This is a genomic window from Holdemanella sp. DFI.5.55 (assembly GCF_020593575.1).
Classification (GTDB): Bacteria; Bacillota_I; Bacilli_A; order Erysipelotrichales; family Erysipelotrichaceae; genus Holdemanella; species Holdemanella hominis.
In genome coordinates this window covers 1-18,226 of sequence record NZ_JAJDMK010000047.1, presented here as the reverse complement: position 1 = coordinate 18,226, position 18,226 = coordinate 1, and the positions used below count along the sequence as shown (strand labels likewise).

The 18,226-nt window shown below is 34.7% G+C and carries 19 protein-coding genes and 7 tRNA genes; 16 read left to right on the top strand and 10 right to left on the bottom strand.

All coding sequences use genetic code 11. The annotated features are described in order from the left end of the window. Positions 1 to 199: 199 nt before the first annotated feature. The 4 genes from LJE08_RS09415 to LJE08_RS09400 all read left to right on the top strand — a co-directional run bounded on the left by LJE08_RS09415 (position 200) and on the right by LJE08_RS09400 (position 2,307). A complete protein-coding gene (locus tag LJE08_RS09415) occupies positions 200 to 826 on the top strand; it encodes a hypothetical protein (RefSeq protein WP_118114981.1) in 627 nt (208 codons plus the stop codon). Then, a complete protein-coding gene (locus LJE08_RS09410; RefSeq protein WP_118114980.1) occupies positions 814 to 1,239 on the top strand; it encodes a hypothetical protein in 426 nt (141 codons plus the stop codon). The genes LJE08_RS09415 and LJE08_RS09410 overlap by 13 nt, the downstream gene beginning before the upstream one ends. 357 nt (positions 1,240 to 1,596) lie before the next feature. Then, the gene (locus LJE08_RS09405; RefSeq protein WP_227403028.1) at positions 1,597 to 2,097 is read left to right on the top strand and encodes a hypothetical protein; all 501 of its coding nucleotides are present in this window, start codon (positions 1,597 to 1,599) and stop codon (positions 2,095 to 2,097) included. 45 nt (positions 2,098 to 2,142) lie between these two features. Further along, positions 2,143 to 2,307 (top strand): hypothetical protein, encoded by a 165-nt coding sequence (locus LJE08_RS09400; protein ID WP_227403027.1) that lies wholly within the window; start codon positions 2,143 to 2,145, stop codon positions 2,305 to 2,307. 79 nt (positions 2,308 to 2,386) lie between these two features. Here LJE08_RS09400 and LJE08_RS09395 read toward each other — a convergent pair whose 3' ends face one another. Beyond that, a complete protein-coding gene (locus LJE08_RS09395; protein WP_227403026.1) occupies positions 2,387 to 3,064 on the bottom strand; it encodes a hypothetical protein in 678 nt (225 codons plus the stop codon). A gap of 166 nt (positions 3,065 to 3,230) precedes the next feature. On the opposite strand from LJE08_RS09395, the gene LJE08_RS09390 reads away from it, so the two are divergent. The 6 genes from LJE08_RS09390 (at position 3,231) to LJE08_RS09365 (ending at position 7,296) form a co-directional block, all read left to right on the top strand. Continuing rightward, a complete protein-coding gene (locus LJE08_RS09390) occupies positions 3,231 to 3,419 on the top strand; it encodes a hypothetical protein (RefSeq protein WP_118114976.1) in 189 nt (62 codons plus the stop codon). Between the two features lie 162 nt (positions 3,420 to 3,581). Then, positions 3,582 to 4,208: a hypothetical protein gene (locus tag LJE08_RS09385; protein WP_227403025.1), complete on the top strand. Its 627-nt coding sequence runs from the start codon at positions 3,582 to 3,584 to the stop codon at positions 4,206 to 4,208. A gap of 3 nt (positions 4,209 to 4,211) precedes the next feature. Further along, complete coding sequence (locus tag LJE08_RS09380; RefSeq protein WP_227403024.1) at positions 4,212 to 4,577, top strand: hypothetical protein; 366 nt, start codon at positions 4,212 to 4,214, stop codon at positions 4,575 to 4,577. Next, positions 4,574 to 5,323 (top strand): site-specific integrase, encoded by a 750-nt coding sequence (locus LJE08_RS09375; RefSeq protein ID WP_227403023.1) that lies wholly within the window; start codon positions 4,574 to 4,576, stop codon positions 5,321 to 5,323. The genes LJE08_RS09380 and LJE08_RS09375 overlap by 4 nt, the downstream gene beginning before the upstream one ends. A gap of 175 nt (positions 5,324 to 5,498) precedes the next feature. Beyond that, a complete protein-coding gene (locus tag LJE08_RS09370; protein ID WP_117926387.1) occupies positions 5,499 to 5,792 on the top strand; it encodes a hypothetical protein in 294 nt (97 codons plus the stop codon). Then, positions 5,785 to 7,296, top strand: a complete 1,512-nt coding sequence (locus tag LJE08_RS09365) for a plasmid recombination protein (protein WP_227403022.1) — start codon at positions 5,785 to 5,787, stop codon at positions 7,294 to 7,296. Before LJE08_RS09370 ends, LJE08_RS09365 begins: the two co-directional genes overlap by 8 nt. Before the next feature lie 194 nt (positions 7,297 to 7,490). On the opposite strand, the gene LJE08_RS09360 is transcribed toward LJE08_RS09365, so the two are convergent. The 7 genes from LJE08_RS09360 to LJE08_RS09330 form a co-directional block, all read right to left on the bottom strand. Further along, positions 7,491 to 7,566: transfer RNA gene (locus tag LJE08_RS09360), tRNA-Phe, on the bottom strand. Positions 7,567 to 7,569: 3 nt separating this feature from the next. Then, positions 7,570 to 7,646: transfer RNA gene (locus LJE08_RS09355), tRNA-Met, on the bottom strand. A 17-nt stretch (positions 7,647 to 7,663) separates the two neighbouring features. Beyond that, positions 7,664 to 7,754 (bottom strand) — tRNA-Ser (locus LJE08_RS09350). An 11-nt stretch (positions 7,755 to 7,765) separates the two neighbouring features. Further along, positions 7,766 to 7,842: transfer RNA gene (locus LJE08_RS09345), tRNA-Ile, on the bottom strand. 13 nt (positions 7,843 to 7,855) lie between these two features. Further along, a tRNA-Met gene (locus LJE08_RS09340) sits at positions 7,856 to 7,932 on the bottom strand. Positions 7,933 to 7,948: 16 nt separating this feature from the next. Then, a tRNA-Pro gene (locus LJE08_RS09335) sits at positions 7,949 to 8,025 on the bottom strand. Between the two features lie 21 nt (positions 8,026 to 8,046). After that, positions 8,047 to 8,123: transfer RNA gene (locus LJE08_RS09330), tRNA-Arg, on the bottom strand. Positions 8,124 to 8,298: 175 nt separating this feature from the next. On the opposite strand from LJE08_RS09330, the gene LJE08_RS09325 reads away from it, so the two are divergent. Genes LJE08_RS09325 through LJE08_RS09305 form a run of 5 tightly spaced genes read left to right on the top strand, consistent with a single transcriptional unit; the run spans position 8,299 to position 13,825 of the window. Further along, complete coding sequence (locus LJE08_RS09325) at positions 8,299 to 8,988, top strand: N-acetylmannosamine-6-phosphate 2-epimerase (protein ID WP_003866240.1); 690 nt, start codon at positions 8,299 to 8,301, stop codon at positions 8,986 to 8,988. 2 nt (positions 8,989 to 8,990) lie between these two features. Next, positions 8,991 to 10,379 carry a TldD/PmbA family protein gene (locus tag LJE08_RS09320; RefSeq protein ID WP_227403021.1) on the top strand — a complete coding sequence of 463 codons (1,389 nt, stop codon included), beginning with the start codon at positions 8,991 to 8,993 and terminating at the stop codon, positions 10,377 to 10,379. Then, positions 10,372 to 11,697, top strand: coding sequence for a TldD/PmbA family protein (locus LJE08_RS09315; RefSeq protein ID WP_186999546.1), 1,326 nt, complete (start codon positions 10,372 to 10,374; stop codon positions 11,695 to 11,697). Before LJE08_RS09320 ends, LJE08_RS09315 begins: the two co-directional genes overlap by 8 nt. A 2-nt stretch (positions 11,698 to 11,699) precedes the next feature. Further along, the gene (locus LJE08_RS09310; protein ID WP_227403020.1) at positions 11,700 to 12,473 is read left to right on the top strand and encodes an enhanced serine sensitivity protein SseB C-terminal domain-containing protein; all 774 of its coding nucleotides are present in this window, start codon (positions 11,700 to 11,702) and stop codon (positions 12,471 to 12,473) included. A gap of 41 nt (positions 12,474 to 12,514) precedes the next feature. Then, complete coding sequence (locus LJE08_RS09305; protein ID WP_227403019.1) at positions 12,515 to 13,825, top strand: CCA tRNA nucleotidyltransferase; 1,311 nt, start codon at positions 12,515 to 12,517, stop codon at positions 13,823 to 13,825. Here LJE08_RS09305 and LJE08_RS09300 read toward each other — a convergent pair. Together LJE08_RS09300 and LJE08_RS09295 are read right to left on the bottom strand one after the other, a co-directional pair. Beyond that, positions 13,820 to 15,199 (bottom strand): MATE family efflux transporter, encoded by a 1,380-nt coding sequence (locus tag LJE08_RS09300; protein ID WP_227403018.1) that lies wholly within the window; start codon positions 15,197 to 15,199, stop codon positions 13,820 to 13,822. The two genes, LJE08_RS09305 and LJE08_RS09300, sit on opposite strands and share 6 nt — an antisense overlap. Position 15,200: 1 nt before the next feature. After that, a complete protein-coding gene (locus tag LJE08_RS09295; protein ID WP_117926403.1) occupies positions 15,201 to 15,632 on the bottom strand; it encodes a MarR family winged helix-turn-helix transcriptional regulator in 432 nt (143 codons plus the stop codon). A gap of 144 nt (positions 15,633 to 15,776) precedes the next feature. Between LJE08_RS09295 and feoB the strand changes: the two genes are divergently transcribed. Then, a complete protein-coding gene (gene feoB / locus LJE08_RS09290; protein WP_227403017.1) occupies positions 15,777 to 18,113 on the top strand; it encodes a ferrous iron transport protein B in 2,337 nt (778 codons plus the stop codon). Positions 18,114 to 18,226 lie beyond the last annotated feature (113 nt).

The window sequence follows — 18,226 nt, the reverse complement described above, 5'->3', positions numbered from 1 at the left end:
TTCCTCCATTTAATTTCTTTATGTATATATCTTCTCTTAAATTATATGATTAAATGTTTATTTTTTCAATTCGAATATGATTAATTAAAACGAATATAAAAAAAAACAAACAATATAAATATATGTATTGTATTTTTAAGGGTTTTATATTATATTTGAATTAGAGATAGCGCTATCCTTGAAAAAGGAGAACAAATGTATGAAAAGAGTAATTTGTTTTTTTACTGCCATGTTACTGTGCATGCATGTTATTCCTATATGCGCAGATGAAGGTGTTTCTGATACAATTGAATGTTCGAGTCAAGAAAAAGAAGCTATTACGGAGGTGATAAATCAAGATTCATATTATATAGAGCATTCTTACTTATATGACACCAATTCAAAAATGAAAAAGTTATTAGAGACAGATTATGGTGAAGTTTTTACAATCGTATACTCTCAAAAGGATTCAAATCAAAACAAGTATGGATATTTACTATATATTTTGAGTAGTGATTTCAGAATAATTGAATGTATAAAAAGTTCATACAATGAAGGGATTTTTAACGTTGAATCCGAAGTTACTGGAGAAAGGGAAACTTTTGTAAATGATGCTGTTTATGCAAGAAGTAGTGATTGTAGGACTTGGACTTGCACAAAGTATGATAACTATCCAGGAAGTTTTAGCGCAGTCTGCGCTGGCTCTATGGGTACTGCTTGTGCAATGGTAGCTACAGTTACAAAACTTGGAGGATTGGTATGTGCTGCAGGGATTGTAGTGGCATGTTATGCTCCGCCATATAAAATTTGTAATACAGGAATGTGGAGACCGGTATGCAAGTATTGAAAAAAAGAATACCTAAATTAATAGCCTTAACAATAATTATTGCTTTATTACTTGTGTGTTCTGTAAATAATTTGCATAAAGAAAAATATAAATGGGCAATTACGACTTATCCTAAAGTAACTGAATTATGTAAATCTAATACAAATGGATATGTGATTTTCAAAAAAAATACTTGCGAATATTGTGATAGATTTTTAAAAAAGTTTAAAGCATTAGCTAAAGAAGAAAACATAAATGTGTTAATAGTAGAAACATCTGAAATGTCTAAAAGTGAAAAGAAGGAATGTAAAAGAGTATTCAATACACAGTATGTACCATCTACGTTTAGAATTAAGAAAAATGAAATACAAGATCAACTTATAGGAGATTGTTCTAAAGATGAGATACGAAAATTTATCGAAAAGACTAAATAAATATATAATATTATTTTTAATAATGGATTTTATTATAATTATGATTGATTTCTTAAGCTGTCATGATTATTCTAAATTCTTGTTTCTCATATTAACAATATTCATTATTAATACTTTATTTTTCGATTTTTGTAAAAAACAAATTGCTTATACCAAAATATCGATATTTTATATTTGGCAATTTAATGATGAAAATGCAATCTTTGGATATATAAAGTTATTAGTCTTGATTTTGATTAGTATTTGTTATTTTGGTTTTTATGATTATAGCGTTGTATCGATGATAATCTTAGCGCTTATTGGTATCTGTGTTATGTTGATTTTGATAAGAAGAATATTAAAATTTAGGAGGAAATTATGACTTTAACAAACAACAATATAATAAAAAGATTTATTTATTCTGTGATTTCAATGATTATGGTAACATGTCTTTGTATAATGCCAACGTTTGCTGCGGGTAGAAAGCTTGTTGGTAAGTCAGCGAGTGGTGCATTTACATGGGCAGGATATAGATTTACTTATTCATTTAATGCCACTGCTGGTTTAAGTTACAATAATTCGAATAATATTACATCTATTTCAGATTTGTCATTTTCTAATATAGTTTGTACACCATCAAGTCCGGCTGTAACTGGATCAATAATCCCTAAACAAACTAGCAAAACGTATTCTGGTAAAACAGCTACATATGTTGTGACATTAACGAGAACAGCATATGGATTTTATACGGATAAAGTGAATTATACATTTACATATCGTACGACAGATGCTGGTAGACCATATTCTTTGGATAAAGATCAGCTGGTTTTGATTGATGTTGTTGAAGGACAACCATATGATATTCAAATTCTTCAATAAAAAACAATTTTGTTATCATGATAATGAACAGAGGTGGTGTAGTATATGACAGACGAGCAGAAAAAGATGATTGAAAAATTGAATGAAGATAATCGTAAATTAAATAATGTGAATAAGGGAATGAAAGAGTACGCTAAATACAAATTAGTCGTAGGGATTATCGTAGTTATTATAATAATCGTTTTATATTTTATACAACTTAGCACTTGATTTACGGATGTACAACAACACAAATATATGATGGATAATAAAAGAGTATCACTTGTTTATGGTGATACTCTTTGACTATTTATCTCTCATTTTCATCAACATAGATACACTCAAAGCCCATGTTCATCTTCTTTGGAAAATAATCTTTTACTAGATAATACTCAGTATCTCGATTGAAGACGATGTGGTAGTTGACCGGATTTAGGTTTGTTGTACATAGTCTTTGAAGACCAAAGAATAATACACTGGATATGTACTTTCTTTCATTGGCAAACGTACGGGCAATTGTGTCTCTGCCGTATTCTTCTTCATCCTTTAACTTACCTTTGTAGTAGAACTCCCAAAAGTCAACTTTTAGCTGATCCCAATCTTCCACTACAGTTAATCCGTTACCGGATCTTTTTTTATGCAGTATGCCAGCATAGTTGGCAGTACGAGTATTTGATATTTTTGTATCAAGACGAATATCTATATTGGAAATCCATCCTTCACATGTTTTCTTACCGATATATAGAAGGGCAGTTTTTGTACATGCGTCTGATAAATCATCATCTTTTAAATTGTCATAGAATACTTCCTGTTTTGATTTGCCTGTGTATTTTGAAAACAAAGCCAACTGTTTAGGATTCATAAGTCTACCATCTTCATTTACTAGAGTATTCAATGTTTTATAGTTGATTCCTACCTGTTCAGCAAGTTGTTTCATGTTTAAATTTTTTTCTGAACATAAAGAATCTATATAGGATTTTACAGACATAGGACCCCTCCAAATCTATAGATATATTAACATGGTAAAGTATATAAAAAAAGATATCCGGAAATATACTCATTATGCAGTTGCGATTTCCGGATTAAATGGTATGATAAATATGAAAGTTATAAGTCGTATTTATAAATAACTTTCTAGAAAGGGGAAATTCAAAATGGAAAAGTTATATTGGGGACCCACGGATGTGGCAGCCTATGCGAACATCAGCAAATCCAAGGCATACCAATTCATTCAGGTTATGAAGGATGAGTATGAGCTGGATGAACGGCGACTTTTAAAAGGAAAAGTTCCGGTTGTGATCGTGAAGGATTTTTTTGATTTTAAGGTAGAAAAAAAGGCTTAATTTGGCTGGAACCAAATTAAACCGGAGGCATGTAATATACCCCTAAGCACGTATATTATAGCACATTATGCAAAATGTGGCCTCCTTTTTATCTTTTTTTGGAGGCTTTTTGAATGCTTGTTCAGAAAGTCTGTTTCGTAATGAGGTAAAAGGAGTTTTTTTATGGAAAATAATAAGAAGATTAAACCCAATTCCTATTATTCTATTCAATATTGGATGATAAATGAATTGGGGTTAAAAGGATTGGAATTGAGTATTTATGCGATTATCTATGGATTTTCGCGTGATCATTGTGGTGCATTTACAGGCAGTCGTAGTTATTTGGCAGATTTTACAAATTCAACTAAAGCTGGTGTGGATAAATCTTTAAAAAGTTTAATACAAAAGAATTTGTTAGAGAAGAAAGACTTTGTAAATCATGGTATTAAAAATTGTATTTATGTCGCAAAAGAGGTGGCAAACTTAGTTAGCTACCAGTCAACAGAGTTAGGTGGGGTGGCAAACTCAGTTAGCCAGGGTAGCCAACTCAGTTGTCCTAATAATATAGAAGATAATACTCTCTCTTTGGAAACAAAGCATTTTGGACTTTATGGAAATGTTATTCTGAATGGTGAACTGTATGATCGATTGCTTATTGAATCGGAAGAATATGCGGATGAATATATCAATAGACTGGATTCACATATTGAAATGCATCAACTTCACAAACAGTATTCTGCATATGCTCCTAATCAGTTCTTTATCAAGATCTTTGACATGCTACGAAGAGACGGGCATGTGGAGGTGTAGTCTATGTCTGTAAAACGTTTAGGAAATAAGAAATACGAAATTCGTGGATCTGTACCCACTTCAACTGGAAAGTATCATAGATATTCTTTTCGAAAGACTTTTAATTCCATCAATGATGCGCGTGAGTTTGAATTGAAATATAAAGAATCTTTTAATGCAGAAACACACGCTTTTGAAAGTCATTCTTATACATTGAAAGAGTTTATTGACGTATATGATCTGGCTAAGGCAAATCAATTAAAATCAAGCACAAAACAAAGTAATACATATATTTCAAAATACTTTGAAGCTTTGTATGATGAAAAGATTCAATCTCTAACATCTGGACAGATCAAACAGATTACGGATGCTGCATTTAAAAAGGCTTGAGTGAAGAATATGTAAATAAGATGCTGACGTATTTGAATAAGATATTTAACTATGGATTAGAAATGGGATATGTACAGTTTAATCCTGTCAAAAAAATTCCCAAATACAAAAGACCGGACAAGATCATTGATGAAGATGATTTCTATACTCCGGATGAATTTGAGCAGTTCATTCAATGTTTTCCAAAAAATAAAGAAAACGGAGAATACGTCTGTTATGTCATTGTGAATCTTTTGTATTTTATGGGATGTCGATTTGGCGAATGTGTTGCACTAACAATGAACGATATTGATATGGATAAGGGGACAATTCGATTCAATAAGACAGTAGCTAGGTATGTGCAGGGAAGATCGTATCTGGTTACTCCGCCAAAGACAAGGAACAGTATTCGAACGATAACGATGCCCAAACGAATGAAATGCATCATGCAGGAATATTTGGATTGGTACAAAGACTTGTACTGCATCACAAAAGAGACATTTTTGTTTGGAGTGGACAGACCCGTTCTTGCGAAAGTTGTGAAGAAGCGTATGGCAATCGCTTGCGAAAGATCAGGAATTCGCATGATCAAGATTCATGGGTTTAGACGAAGCAATGCATCACTTCTATGTAATGCGAATGCACCTGTATCCTTGGTCGCAAAACGCTTGGGTCATACACAAACGGAATGTTTGAAGACTTACGTTAAGTTCTTCAATAATTCCGAGCAGGATCTGATCGACATCATTGATTCTCAATTCGAATGATGTCGCTAAAAGCTCAACGCAGTTGCCCGTCATTGAACTTCATTACCGCCTTTAGTGCGGTAGTGGGGTTCAATAGGGAAGGGCATTACCATCAAGCTGGTAATTATGGCAAGCAAGGCTTGCTCAAAAGAATGTGTGGAAATAATTAATGAACAATAATAAGGGGGATACGTAAATGAATCGATTTAAATTATATTTAAATGATACGAATACCGAAAATCAAAAGAAATGTGTAAAAATACTTTTTAAACATTTTAATGGTACTTATCGAAATACATATAATGGCAATTTGGAAGTGATTATTGAAGAAAAAGCATCGACTTCTGGAAGACCTAAGAAAAAACTTCCTGGTGTGGATGTTCTTAGAGCAGAAAAGAAGGAAATGACTTTTGAACAGATGTGTAAAAAATATAATGTTTGTCGTACAACATTGTATAAAATATTAAAATCGGGTGATTTGCATGAATGAAGTGTCGGTTACGATTACGGCTGGCGAAGGATGTGAAGAACATAATCATGGCTTGGAGTATCGCTCGAAACTGGAGCATACGCATGATACGGGCAAAGATACAGTGATTGAGCTTGTGCCTTATGAAAAAAGCTACAAGGAACAAATTAATGAATTGATGAAACCATATATTAAAGAACGTAATGATTATACTCTGAAACGCAAGGCTGCCGCTTGGGATCGATATAATAGTGGTCAAATTAAGACAAAGCCACGTAATCGGGATTATCCATTGATTGGCAATGATTATTATACGCAGCATCTACATGATCAGATGCGAAATCCAAAAACGAATAAAATGGAACAAATAAAGATGTTTCGTTCATTAATCATTGGCTTGGGAGATAAAAGTGATCGTGAAAATGGCAAGATAACGAAAGAACAAGCACTTCATATTTTTAATGAGTTTCTTGTAAAATTTAAAGAGGATTTTCCATACTTTCATATCTTAGGTGCCACTGTACATTTGGATGAATCTGGATTCTATCATATGCACCTCGATTTTAAACCTATTTATGAACGTGCAGAAGATATGGAATATATTCAGAAGCATGGCGGAGGATTGCGCTGTGGTACGGGTTTGGATGAAACATTAGCACGAATGGGATATAACCCGGAACAGTCTATAATAAATGAGAGAGATAAAGTTCCGATTTTATTTAATGCGATGCGAAATAAGATGTATAAAAATATGGAAACCATAATGAATGAGAATGGTTTATATTTGATGTATGGTGCTACAAGTATTAAGGAACCAGAAAAAGATGCGTCGATAAATATGCCGTTAAGTCAGTGGCAGGATACAAAGGATAAGACATTAGAAATGCAGCACAATATAAATGTCGCAAAGGATTTTTTGAAACAAGACACTGTGGATGAAAAGAATATTGTGTATGCGTACGAACGATTGGAAAATGTATCTTCACAATTAACCGAAATGGAGAATTCACCAAAATCCAGGTTGAATAAGAATAAGATCGTCGTTGAATATCATGTGTTTGATCAGCTTACAACGTTTATTCATGAACTAAAGTCAATGATTGGGGCGTTGTTGAAACGTATCAAATTGTTGAGTGATAAAATAGATAATTTGAAAGATGAGAATAAGACGCTAAATAACAAGCTGGATAGTACAAAGAATGAATTGGTTCAGTATAAGAATGACAATAAGTTATTGAAGATTAGACTAGATGATGTGAAAGAACAGAATTCAGTTTTACAGACTAAAGTGAATGATCATAACCATAGTATGTTGACAATGAGTAAGAAGCTGAATAAGTCTGAAGCTAGAAATATTGCACTGACTCGATTTGTGAAAGAAACAACGAGAAATCAGATTCACTTAAAAAATGGACAAAGCATTACGGTATATGATGCAATAATAAATAAACTAAGTCCTGAAGATAAGACAAGGGTTAGAAAAACAATGGATTTAGAGGGAAATAAAAACAGTCGAAATCGATGAAAAAAAGCGGATAATTTACTATCCGTTTTTAATATGCTTTGAAAAATTTTTGCGATTTTTTTGCGAAATTTGTTTAGAAAAACACTTGTTTTAGTGACTTATATAGATAAGGAATATAACCATAATGTGAGAATATGCTTTAAATAAGGTATAAAAAAAGCACCTGGCAAATGCTAGGTGCAATCTTTGACAAATGGTGGTCTCAGTCGGAATCGAACCAACGACACAAGGATTTTCAGTCCTTTGCTCTACCAACTGAGCTATGAGACCACATGGTTGCGGGAGAAGGATTTGAACCAACGACCTCCGGGTTATGAGCCCGACGAGCTACCAGACTGCTCTATCCCGCGATGTGAATTAATTAAGATGGCGCAGAAGCTGGGATTCGAACCCAGGCGCCGCTCGCACGACCTACCGGTTTTCAAGACCGGACCCTTCAGCCACTTGGGTACTTCTGCATATGTATAATTGGTGGACCCTGTAGGACTCGAACCTACGACCCGCCGGTTATGAGCCGGATGCTCTGACCAACTGAGCTAAGGGTCCAAGTTAAACTCGTTGGTGGCTGGAGTGAGACTCGAACTCACGACCTTCCGGGTATGAACCGGATGCTCTAGCCAACTAAGCTACCCAGCCGAATTAAATAAAATAATGGTCGGGATGACAGGATTTGAACCTGCGACCCCTTGATCCCAAATCAAGTGCACTACCAAGCTGTGCTACATCCCGATATTTTTAGAAAAAAATAAATGGCGCGCCCAGCAGGAATCGAACCCACAACCTTTTGATCCGTAGTCAAACGCTCTATCCAGTTGAGCTATGGGCGCATTTATTTCAACTGAGCTTTTGTGTCTCGCTCAGTGCCCATTAAATATACCATCACTTTAAAATGATTGCAAGCACTTTTTTAAAATTTTTTTATTTTTTTTAATTTCGTGTTTTTACACTTATATACGTAGTATAATTACCTATATATTAAGTAAGAAGAAGGAGATTTAAATCATGAGTAACATTGAATCAGTAAAAGGACACTTAATCGTATCTTGTCAGGCACTTCCAGATGAACCTTTACATTCATCTTTTATTATGGGACGTATGGCTAGAGCGGCTAAATGGGGAGGCGCTAAAGGTATTCGTGCTAATACTGTAGAGGATATTAATGAAATTCAAAAAGAAGTTGATTTACCAGTTATTGGAATTATTAAAAGAGTATATGGGGACTGTCCAGTATTTATTACACCTACAATGAAAGAAATTGATGAATTGATTGAAGGGGCACATCCAGAAATCGTTGCCTTAGATGCAACTTGTCGTGTTCGTCCAGATGGAAGAACTTTAGATGAATTGTATGCTGATATTCGTGCTAAGTATCCAGAACAAAAATTAATGGCAGACTGCTCTACATTAGAAGAGTGTCTTCATGCCGCTCAATTAGGCTTTGATTTTGTAGGAACAACATTAGTTGGATATACAGAAGAAAGTAAGGGCGACAAAGTTGAAACAAATGATTTTGAGTTAATGCGTAAATATTTAGAACAATCAAACGTACCAATGATTGCCGAAGGAAATATTGATACACCAGAAAAAGCACGCCGTGTATTAGAACTTGGATGCTTTAGTGTTGTAGTAGGATCTATTATTACTCGTCCTCAATTAATCACAAAACGATTTGTAGATTGCATCGAGGGATAAATATGTTAAAGAAGGAACAATTAGAAAAATTATTAGAGCGTTGTATGGCTTCTTCTTGTGATTTTGCCGAAATCTTTGAAGAAGAAGGTACAACTGAATCTTTATCCATGTTAAATGGAAAATTAGAAGATACAAACGTATTGATTCGTGCTGGTATTGGAATTCGTCTATATAAAGGTGTGCAATCTGTATATGGATACACAAATGAAACAAATGAAGAATCATTAAATGCCTTAGTGGATGATTTGCGTGGAGGATTTGGCATAGAATCTAAATCTGTATCGATCTCTTTGGTTGAAGAAACTCATGAAAATCTTCATCCAATCAAGGAAAATCCTGTCAAAGCTTCATTAGAAACGAAAGTTTCCTTAATGATACGTGCAAGTGATGCGGCAAAGGCATATTCAGATCAAATTCAAAAAGTATCTGTAGGGTTGGCAAGTGTATGTCAAAATGTACAGATTTCAAATAGTGAAGGAAGACTCGTACATGATACAAGAATTCGTTGTCGTATGTCTGTATCCTCTTTTGCCCAAGATGGTCAAAACTTGCAATCGGGCTATGAAGCACCAGGTGCAAGTAAAGGCTTAGAATTCTTTGAAGAAAGAACACCAGAATCTATTGGACAAGAAGCAAGTCGTATTGCATTAGTATTATTAGAGGCGAAAGATTGTCCATCGGGAAAAATGCCGGTCATTATTGATAATGGCTTTGGCGGTGTTATTTTCCATGAAGCTTGTGGACATGCTCTAGAGGCAAGTTCAGTCAGTAAAAATCAGAGTGTATTCTGTAATAAATTAGGTCAAAAAGTCGCAAGTGATAAAGTTACAGCTATTGATGATGGCACAATTCCAAATGCGTGGGGCTCACAAAACGTCGATGATGAGGGTAATCCCCAACAAAAACGTGTATTAATTGAGAATGGTATTTTAAAGAGTTATATGATAGACCGCTTGAATGGTCGAAGGATGGGTCTTGAATCGACTTCAAGTTCGCGTCGTCAGTCTTATAAATTTGAACCAACTTCACGTATGACAAATACATATATTGCGGCTGGAAATGATGATTTTGACCAAATGTTTGAAGGAATTAAGCGAGGACTATATGCGAAGAAAATGGGGGGTGGAAGTGTAAATCCACAAACCGGAGAATTTAACTTTGCCGTATTAGAAGGTTATTTAATTGAAGATGGCAAGATTTCGTATCCAGTAAAAGGGGCTTCTTTGATTGGTAATGGTGCGGATATCCTATTTAATATTGATCGCGTTGGTAAAAACTTAGAGCGTGGACAAGGTATGTGTGGCTCTAGTTCTGGTTCAATTCCTACCGATGTAGGTCAGCCAGCCATTCGTGTTTCACAAATTACAGTAGGAGGTACGGCCAATGAATAAACAAGTATGGATTGAGAAAGCACTTGGCCTAGGTATTCAGGAATTTGAAATCTATCAATCTACAACGGTTGAAAAAGAAATGACTTGGTTTCAAGGCCAAATGGACACTTTAGTATCCAGTAAAGTGACAGGTACAAGTATTCGTGGAATTGTAGATGGAAAAATGGCCAATATGGCATTGGAAGAAATAGATGATTCTATGTGTGAAACTGTTTTAAAGTCACTGATTGCACAAGCACATATTATTTCAAATGAAGAAACCGATTCATTAAGAAAACCAGAACCAATTGAGTACGTAAAAAAAGATGTGACTTGGAATATGGCTAGTACAGAATATGTGAAGAATATTCTTCAAAGCTTAGAAGCTAAGATTCTAGCCTATGATCCACGTGTCATTCAAGTTGGATATTTAGGATATAGCCAAGGTAGTGGAAGTCGCAGTATTGTGAATAGCTTAGGCATGGATGTACAAGATGCAGATGAAATGCAGTACATTGTTGCCAGTGTTGTCGTTAAAGAAGAGGAAGAAGTCAAGGATGCTAGTTTAGTTGAAGTTGTATATGACTTTGAACAATATGATTTAGATTCATTCGTTTCTCGTGTTTGCGATAAAGCTTTAAATAAATTAAAGGCCACACCAATTCCAAGCTGTACATGTCCAGTCATCTTTGAAAGGGATGCGATGACATCTTTATTTGCCGCCTTTACTGGTTTATTTAATGGGGAATTAATGTATAAGGGAATTTCACCTTTAAAAGATAAGTTTAATGAACAAATTTTCTCTGAACAAATCACAATTATTGATAATCCAAAGAATACGGATTGTTTAAGTATTGCCAATTTTGATGATGAGGGGTGTCCAACTTCTTCAAAAACTTTGGTGGATCACGGAAAATATGTTATGATGCTTCATGACACAAGAAGTGCCAATCGAATGCATACAAATAGTACAGGAAATGGCTTTAAATCGGGCTATGCATCTAGCGTAAGTGTACAGCCAATGAATTGTTACATCGTACCTGGAAATGATAGCTTTGAGGATTTATGTACAAAAATTAAGGATGGCTTTGTCGTACAGAATTTAGCAGGTCTTCATGCTGGACTTGATTTTGTTTCTACAAACTTCTCACTACAATGTTCAGGCTTCTGGGTAAAGGATGGTAAAAGAGATAAGAATGTTACTTTGGTTACCGTCGCAAATAATTTCTTAAATATGATGAAACACGTAATTAGTGTGGGTAACGATTTAGATTGGAGTTATCACCAGGTTGTAAGTCCAAGTATCGCATTTGAAAAGTGTACAATTTCAGGGGAATAATTATGGTAAATGAATTTAAAAATGAAAAACTACAAGAAACATTAATTGTATTTAATAGAGAAAAAACAGATTCAGCGTTTAGAAACTTGTTGGATGCGTTTATTTCGACTAATTTTCTGATTCCAGCACAATGGGATAAAGATCCTTCTCGCAATGAAAAGGGAGTCTTAGTCTTTGAACCAAATACACAATTCCAATTGTCTTTGATTCAAAATGATAAGGGAGATAGTTTCTTTCCTGTCTTCTCAAGTATGGATCAATTGAAAAAATGGGATCAAGATAGTGAAATCCATTCCTTGGTTATGACATATAATCAATATATGCCATTTGTGAAGATGGCATTAAATCAGATTCATGGCATTGTGATCGATCCATTTGGAGCGAATGTTTTATTAGACTGCAACTTATTGGTTGAACTTGATAAAAATCGCGGTTCACAAGTGAGTGAAAATCCAATTCATAAAGGTGATAGTTTAAAGCTTCGCGATCCTATTTCAAGTGTAACAGAACTTCAAAGAGCTATCTGTGAATTTGGTGACTCTCACCCAGACATTCTTTCTATTTATTTGAAAGAAAGAATTGTGAAGGATCAGCCTAGCCACTGGTTCTTAGTTGTAGATATGATCAATGATGATAAACAAACAATTCAAGATTTAGGAAACTTCTGTACGCCTGTAAGTTATGGAAAAGGTTTTGAATTCATGTTTGGCAGTATGGAACTTGCCAAGAAAATTATGGCGGATACAATTCCAACATATGTAAAGATTACAAAGTAATTAAGGTGCAATTCAGCACCTTTTTCTTATATAATAGAAGTATGAAATTACCTGAATATATATTAGAAATCATTCATAAAATAAATGACATTGGATATGAAGCGTATGTAGTAGGTGGATGTGTTCGTGACGATTTATTGAATCGTCCGATACATGATTATGATATTTGCACAAGTGCTAAGCCAGAAGTGATATTGAATTTGTTTGATCGAAGTATTGGTACAGGACTCAAACATGGAACAGTAACGGTTTTATCGAATTCACCCGTTGAAATTACAACCTTTCGTTTAGAGAGTGAATACAAGGATCATCGTCATCCGGACAGTGTGAAATATGTTTCAACAATTGAAGAAGATTTATCAAGACGTGATTTTACTGTGAATGCGATGGCTTATCATCCAAGTCGGGGCTTGATTGATCCCTATAAAGGACAATTCGATCTTAAAGCTAAAGTCATTCGATGTGTGGGTAATCCAGATCGAAGATTTAATGAAGATGCTCTAAGAATGTTGCGTGCCTATCGTTTTTGTGCAAAACTAGGCTTTTCGATGGATGAAACAGTAAAAAAATCCATCGATACAAATGCATCTTTGATTCAATATGTATCTATAGAAAGAATCGTATATGAATTAAAAGAAATCATGGAAACAAATCCACAAGTATTGGCAGATATGACACTTCTTTTAAAACCTGTATTTAATGAGTTGGATTTGGCATTGAGGTGTAGTCAAAACTCAATCTATCACTATACCGATGTCTTGCATCATACTTTAGATGCGATGTGCTATTTAAAACCATATGATGAAACTTTGGCCTTTGCGTTATTACTCCACGACCTAGGCAAAATACAAGTAAAGACAACCGATTCGAATGGAAAGGATCATTTTAAGCATCATGCGAAGGTAGGAAGTGAATTGTCTAAAGAGCTTTGTCGACGTTTTAAACTTACAAATGAACAAAGAAAGTGGATTCCATTCTATGTCTTACATCATGACGATAAATTTACCTGTGATTTAGATTGTATTTATAAGTATCGTGTTACATATCATTTGGATGAAGAACACTTGTTGAACTTGCTTCAAATTCGCTATTGTGATGCGATGGCCCATTCTGAATTAGGGCAAAAATCAGCTAAAGATGTAGAACTTTTCTATGCGTATTACATCCAAAATAGAAATCGTTGTATGAGTATATCTCAACTTGCGTTGAATGGAAAAGATATTATAGAAGCTACAAATTTAAGAGGAAAACAGATTCAAGAAGCTTTGAATATATGTTTAAAATACGCTTTTTATCATCCGGAAAAGAATACGAAAGAAGAATTATTGAATATACTAAAAAATGAGTTATGACTTTTCATAACTCATTTGTGCTAATGTCTTTTTAAAGTTTTTAAAAAACAATGTTACTGTTGTGCTTACCGCAATAAAGTCTGCGATTGGTTCTGCAACAAATACCGCAAAGATATGATCGGATAAGATGTTTGGTAAGATAAAAATCAATGGAATTAAGATAATGATCTTTCTAAAGATAGCTAAGAAAACGGAAATCTTGGCATTTCCAAACGCAATGAAGGTTTGCTGGCAAGAAATCTGAAGTCCCATCAATAATACGCATGCCATATAGATACGAATGGCCCAGGTTGCCATTGTCATCAAGTCTGAATCGTTTGTGAAAATAGAAATAAATACTTGAGGGAATAATTCCACTAGAATCCAGATGATACTTGCGTATGTGAAACAACATAGGGTTTGAAGTAAAAAGCCTTTTTTAACGCGCTGAGCATTTTTAGCACCAAAGTTGTAACTGATGATGGGTTGTCCACCTTGCGTTAATCCTTGTATTGGCATCATTGCAAACTGCATAACACTCGTTAGAATGGTCATACTTCCAATCGCAACGTCCCCACTAAATTTAGATAGTTGCATATTGAAACATAAAGAAATCAAGCTTTCTGTTGACTGCATCACAAAAGGTGCAATACCTAAAGCTAAACTAGGAAATAATAGGCTTGGCACGATTTTAAAATTTTCTTTTTTTAACTTAAGAACCGTCTGTTTACCACTCAAGAAATGAATGACCCAGATTGCACTGATAGCTTGCGAAATAATGGTAGCTAGTGCAGCCCCTTTTACGCCCATATTGAATCCAAAGATAAAGATAGGGTCTAAAATAATGTTTAAGATAGCCCCAATTAAAACGGTCATCATACTTGTTTTAGAGAATCCCTGACAAGAAATAAAGGCATTCATTCCGAGTGTCATTTGGACAAAAATGGTTCCTAAGGCATAAATACCCATATATTGTTTGGCATATACAATTGTTTTTGAACTTGCCTGGAATAATTGTAGTAATGGTGTTTGAAAAGCTAATAAACATACAGTTAGAGTTAATGAAATTATAATCAATGCGATAAAACAGTTACCCATGATTTTTTCGGCAGTAGGATTATCTTGCTTACCCATATATATACTAGCTCTTGGTGCACCTCCCATACCGACTAAACATGCAAAGGCGGATACAATCATAATAATTGGTAAACAAACGCCTACGCCTGTTAGGGCGATGGCCCCTACATCTTGAATGTGACCAATGTACATGCGGTCAACTACATTATAGAGTAAGTTAACAATTTGACTTAAGATGGCAGGAACCGCCAACATAAAGAGTAACTTACCAACTTTTTCATGTCCTAAATCGACTTCGGACGCTGTTGTGAATTTCATTTTATTTTGCTCCTTCTATTTTTTCATTCATTTTATTCATTGTATCAATCATACATTGAATATCTTTTATAGGAATATCCTTGAATAAAACTTGATTGATTTTATCAATCTCAATAGAGATTTTTGCTAATATAGGAATCGCTTCTTCCGTTAATTCAATATAAGAAATCCTTCTGTTTTCTGAAACTTTCTTCAATGTGATCAATCCCTTTTGTTCCAAACTTGTTATACTTCGAGAAACCAAAGCTTTTGAAACACCGAGTACAACACGAAGCTGTGTGCTTGTTGTAATGGATGTGTTGTTTTGTAGTAAAATCAGAATCGAAATTTCATTTGGGGAAAACGTGTATTCTGAAAATCGATCTTTGATTTGTTTGCCGTAATATTCACGCAATCGATTGGATAAACGTAAAAATTCTTCTATAGTCAACATATGCCCTCCTAATGTTCACTTGTGAACAGTTCAATTGTAAACAAGTGACAGAATTCTGTCAACGAATATTTAAAAAATATGATGTACGATAATTGACTACACAAATAATGTGGATATAATTAGACTGATTAGGGAGGAATATGCATGACGTTAAAAGAGTTAAAAATAGGACAGAGTGCATTGATTAAGGCTGTTGGAGGAATGGGTGCATTAAGACAACACTTTCTAGATATGGGAGTTATACCTGGAGCCGAGGTTACAGTTGTAAAGTTTGCGCCTATGGGTGATCCAATGGAATTGCAGATTCATGGCTATGAATTATCGCTTCGTTTAGATGAAGCTGAAAAAATATTGGTTGAATTAATTGATGAGAGAACAAGAAAGCATGAGAGTGCAGAAAATATAAATAACACCGTTCACCCTGGTTTAGGTGAAGATGGTAAATATCATGTAAAGGCAGATGAACATCCTTTGCCAGAAGGAACATGTTTGACATATGCCTTAGTAGGAAATCAAAACTGTGGAAAAACCACTTTGTTTAATCAATTAACGGGATCGAATCAACATGTAGGAAATTTTCCGGGTGTAACCGTCGATCGAAAGGATGGTCCAATCAAAGGGTATCCAAATACAATGGTGACAGATTTACCGGGTATTTATTCGATGTCACCTTATACGAGTGAAGAAATTGTATCGCGTAATTTTGTGTTAAATGATAAGCCTAAGGCTATCATTAATATTGTAGATGCTACAAATATTGAGCGAAATCTATATTTGACTATGCAACTCTTAGAAATGAATGTTCCGATGGTTGTTGCACTGAATATGATGGATGAAGTGTCCAACAATCAAGGTTCGATTGATATCAATGGTATGGAGGCTATGCTTGGAGTGCCAGTTGTACCGATTTCTGCGGCTAAAAACCAAGGTGTTAATGAACTGATTGAACATGCGATTCATATCGCAAAATATCAGGAAAGACCAGGCCGTTTAGATTTTTGTGGAGAAGATGATTTTGGTGGAGCCGTTCACCGTTGTATTCATTCCATCTGTCATTTGATTGAAGATCATGCCAAAAAGGTAGATATTCCTTTGCGATTTGCGGCTAGTAAAATTATTGAAGGCGATAATTTGATTCTTGATCGTTTGGATTTAGATGATAACGAAAAAGAAATGATTGAGCACATTGTGCTTCAAATGGAAAAAGAGCGTGGACTCGATTATAGTGCGGCCATTGCGGATATGCGTTTTTCCTTTATTGAAAAGGTTTGTGAACAAACCGTAGTAAAACCTAAGGAAAGTAAAGAGCGTATTCGAAGTGAAAGAATTGACCGTATTTTAACGGGTAAATATACCGCAATTCCTATGTTTATTGGAATAATGCTGCTTGTATTCTATCTAACATTTAATGTGGTTGGTGCATGGCTTCAAGGCTTATTAGAACTAGGTATTGATTGGATCACACAAGTAGTGGATGCATGGATGACAAGTGCTCACGTGAGTTATGCCGTACATAGTTTAGTGATTGATGGTATCTTTGCGGGTGTGGGTTCTGTCTTATCTTTCTTACCAATCATTGTGACACTATTCTTCTTTTTATCTATGATGGAAGATAGTGGATATATTGCGCGTGTAGCCTTCTTTATGGATAAACTATTAAGAAAGATCGGGTTGTCAGGAAGAAGTATCGTTCCTTTATTGATTGGATTTGGTTGTACGGTACCAGCCGTTATGTCGACACGTACTTTGCCTAGTGAAAGAGATCGGAAGATGACGATTTTGTTGACGCCATTTATGTCTTGTACCGCAAAATTACCTATTTATGCCTTCTTTGTGAATGCATTCTTTCCAAAACAAGGTGGCTTAGTTATGACAGGACTTTATGTTTTGGGTATCGTCGTAGGTGTTTTAGTTTCATTCTTATTTAAAAGCACTTTATTTAAAGGAGAAGCTGTTCCATTTGTGATGGAACTTCCTAACTATCGATTGCCTGGATTAAAGAATGTGAGTCAATTGTTGTGGGAAAAGGCGAAGGATTTCTTACAAAAAGCCTTTACGGTTATTTTTGTGGCAACCGTACTTGTATGGTTCCTTCAAAGCTTTAACCTACAATTCGATATGGTCAAAGATTCAAGTCAAAGTATCTTGGCAATGGTAGCCGGATGGATTGCTCCTGTATTTGCACCATTAGGACTTCAAGATTGGCGTATTGTGACATCTTTAATTAGTGGATTTATGGCTAAAGAAAGTGTCGTTTCTACACTACAAGTATTATTTGTAGGTGGTGTACATAATGCATTAACTACACTATCAGCTGCTTCTTTACTTGTATTCTGCTTGATTTATTCACCATGTGTAGCTGCAATCGCATCCATTAAACGAGAACTAGGCGTAAGATGGGCAGTCGGTGTAGTGGCATGGCAATGTGTACTTGCATGGATTTTAGCTTTTGTAGTTCATGTGATTGGTTCTGTATTATAAGTAGCTTTAATGCTACTTTTTTTTTGAAAAAGGATGGTTTATAATTTTTCCATATCTAAGGGAGCTAACTATATAAAATTCAAGTATTTTTTATGAAAAAGTTTGAAAATACA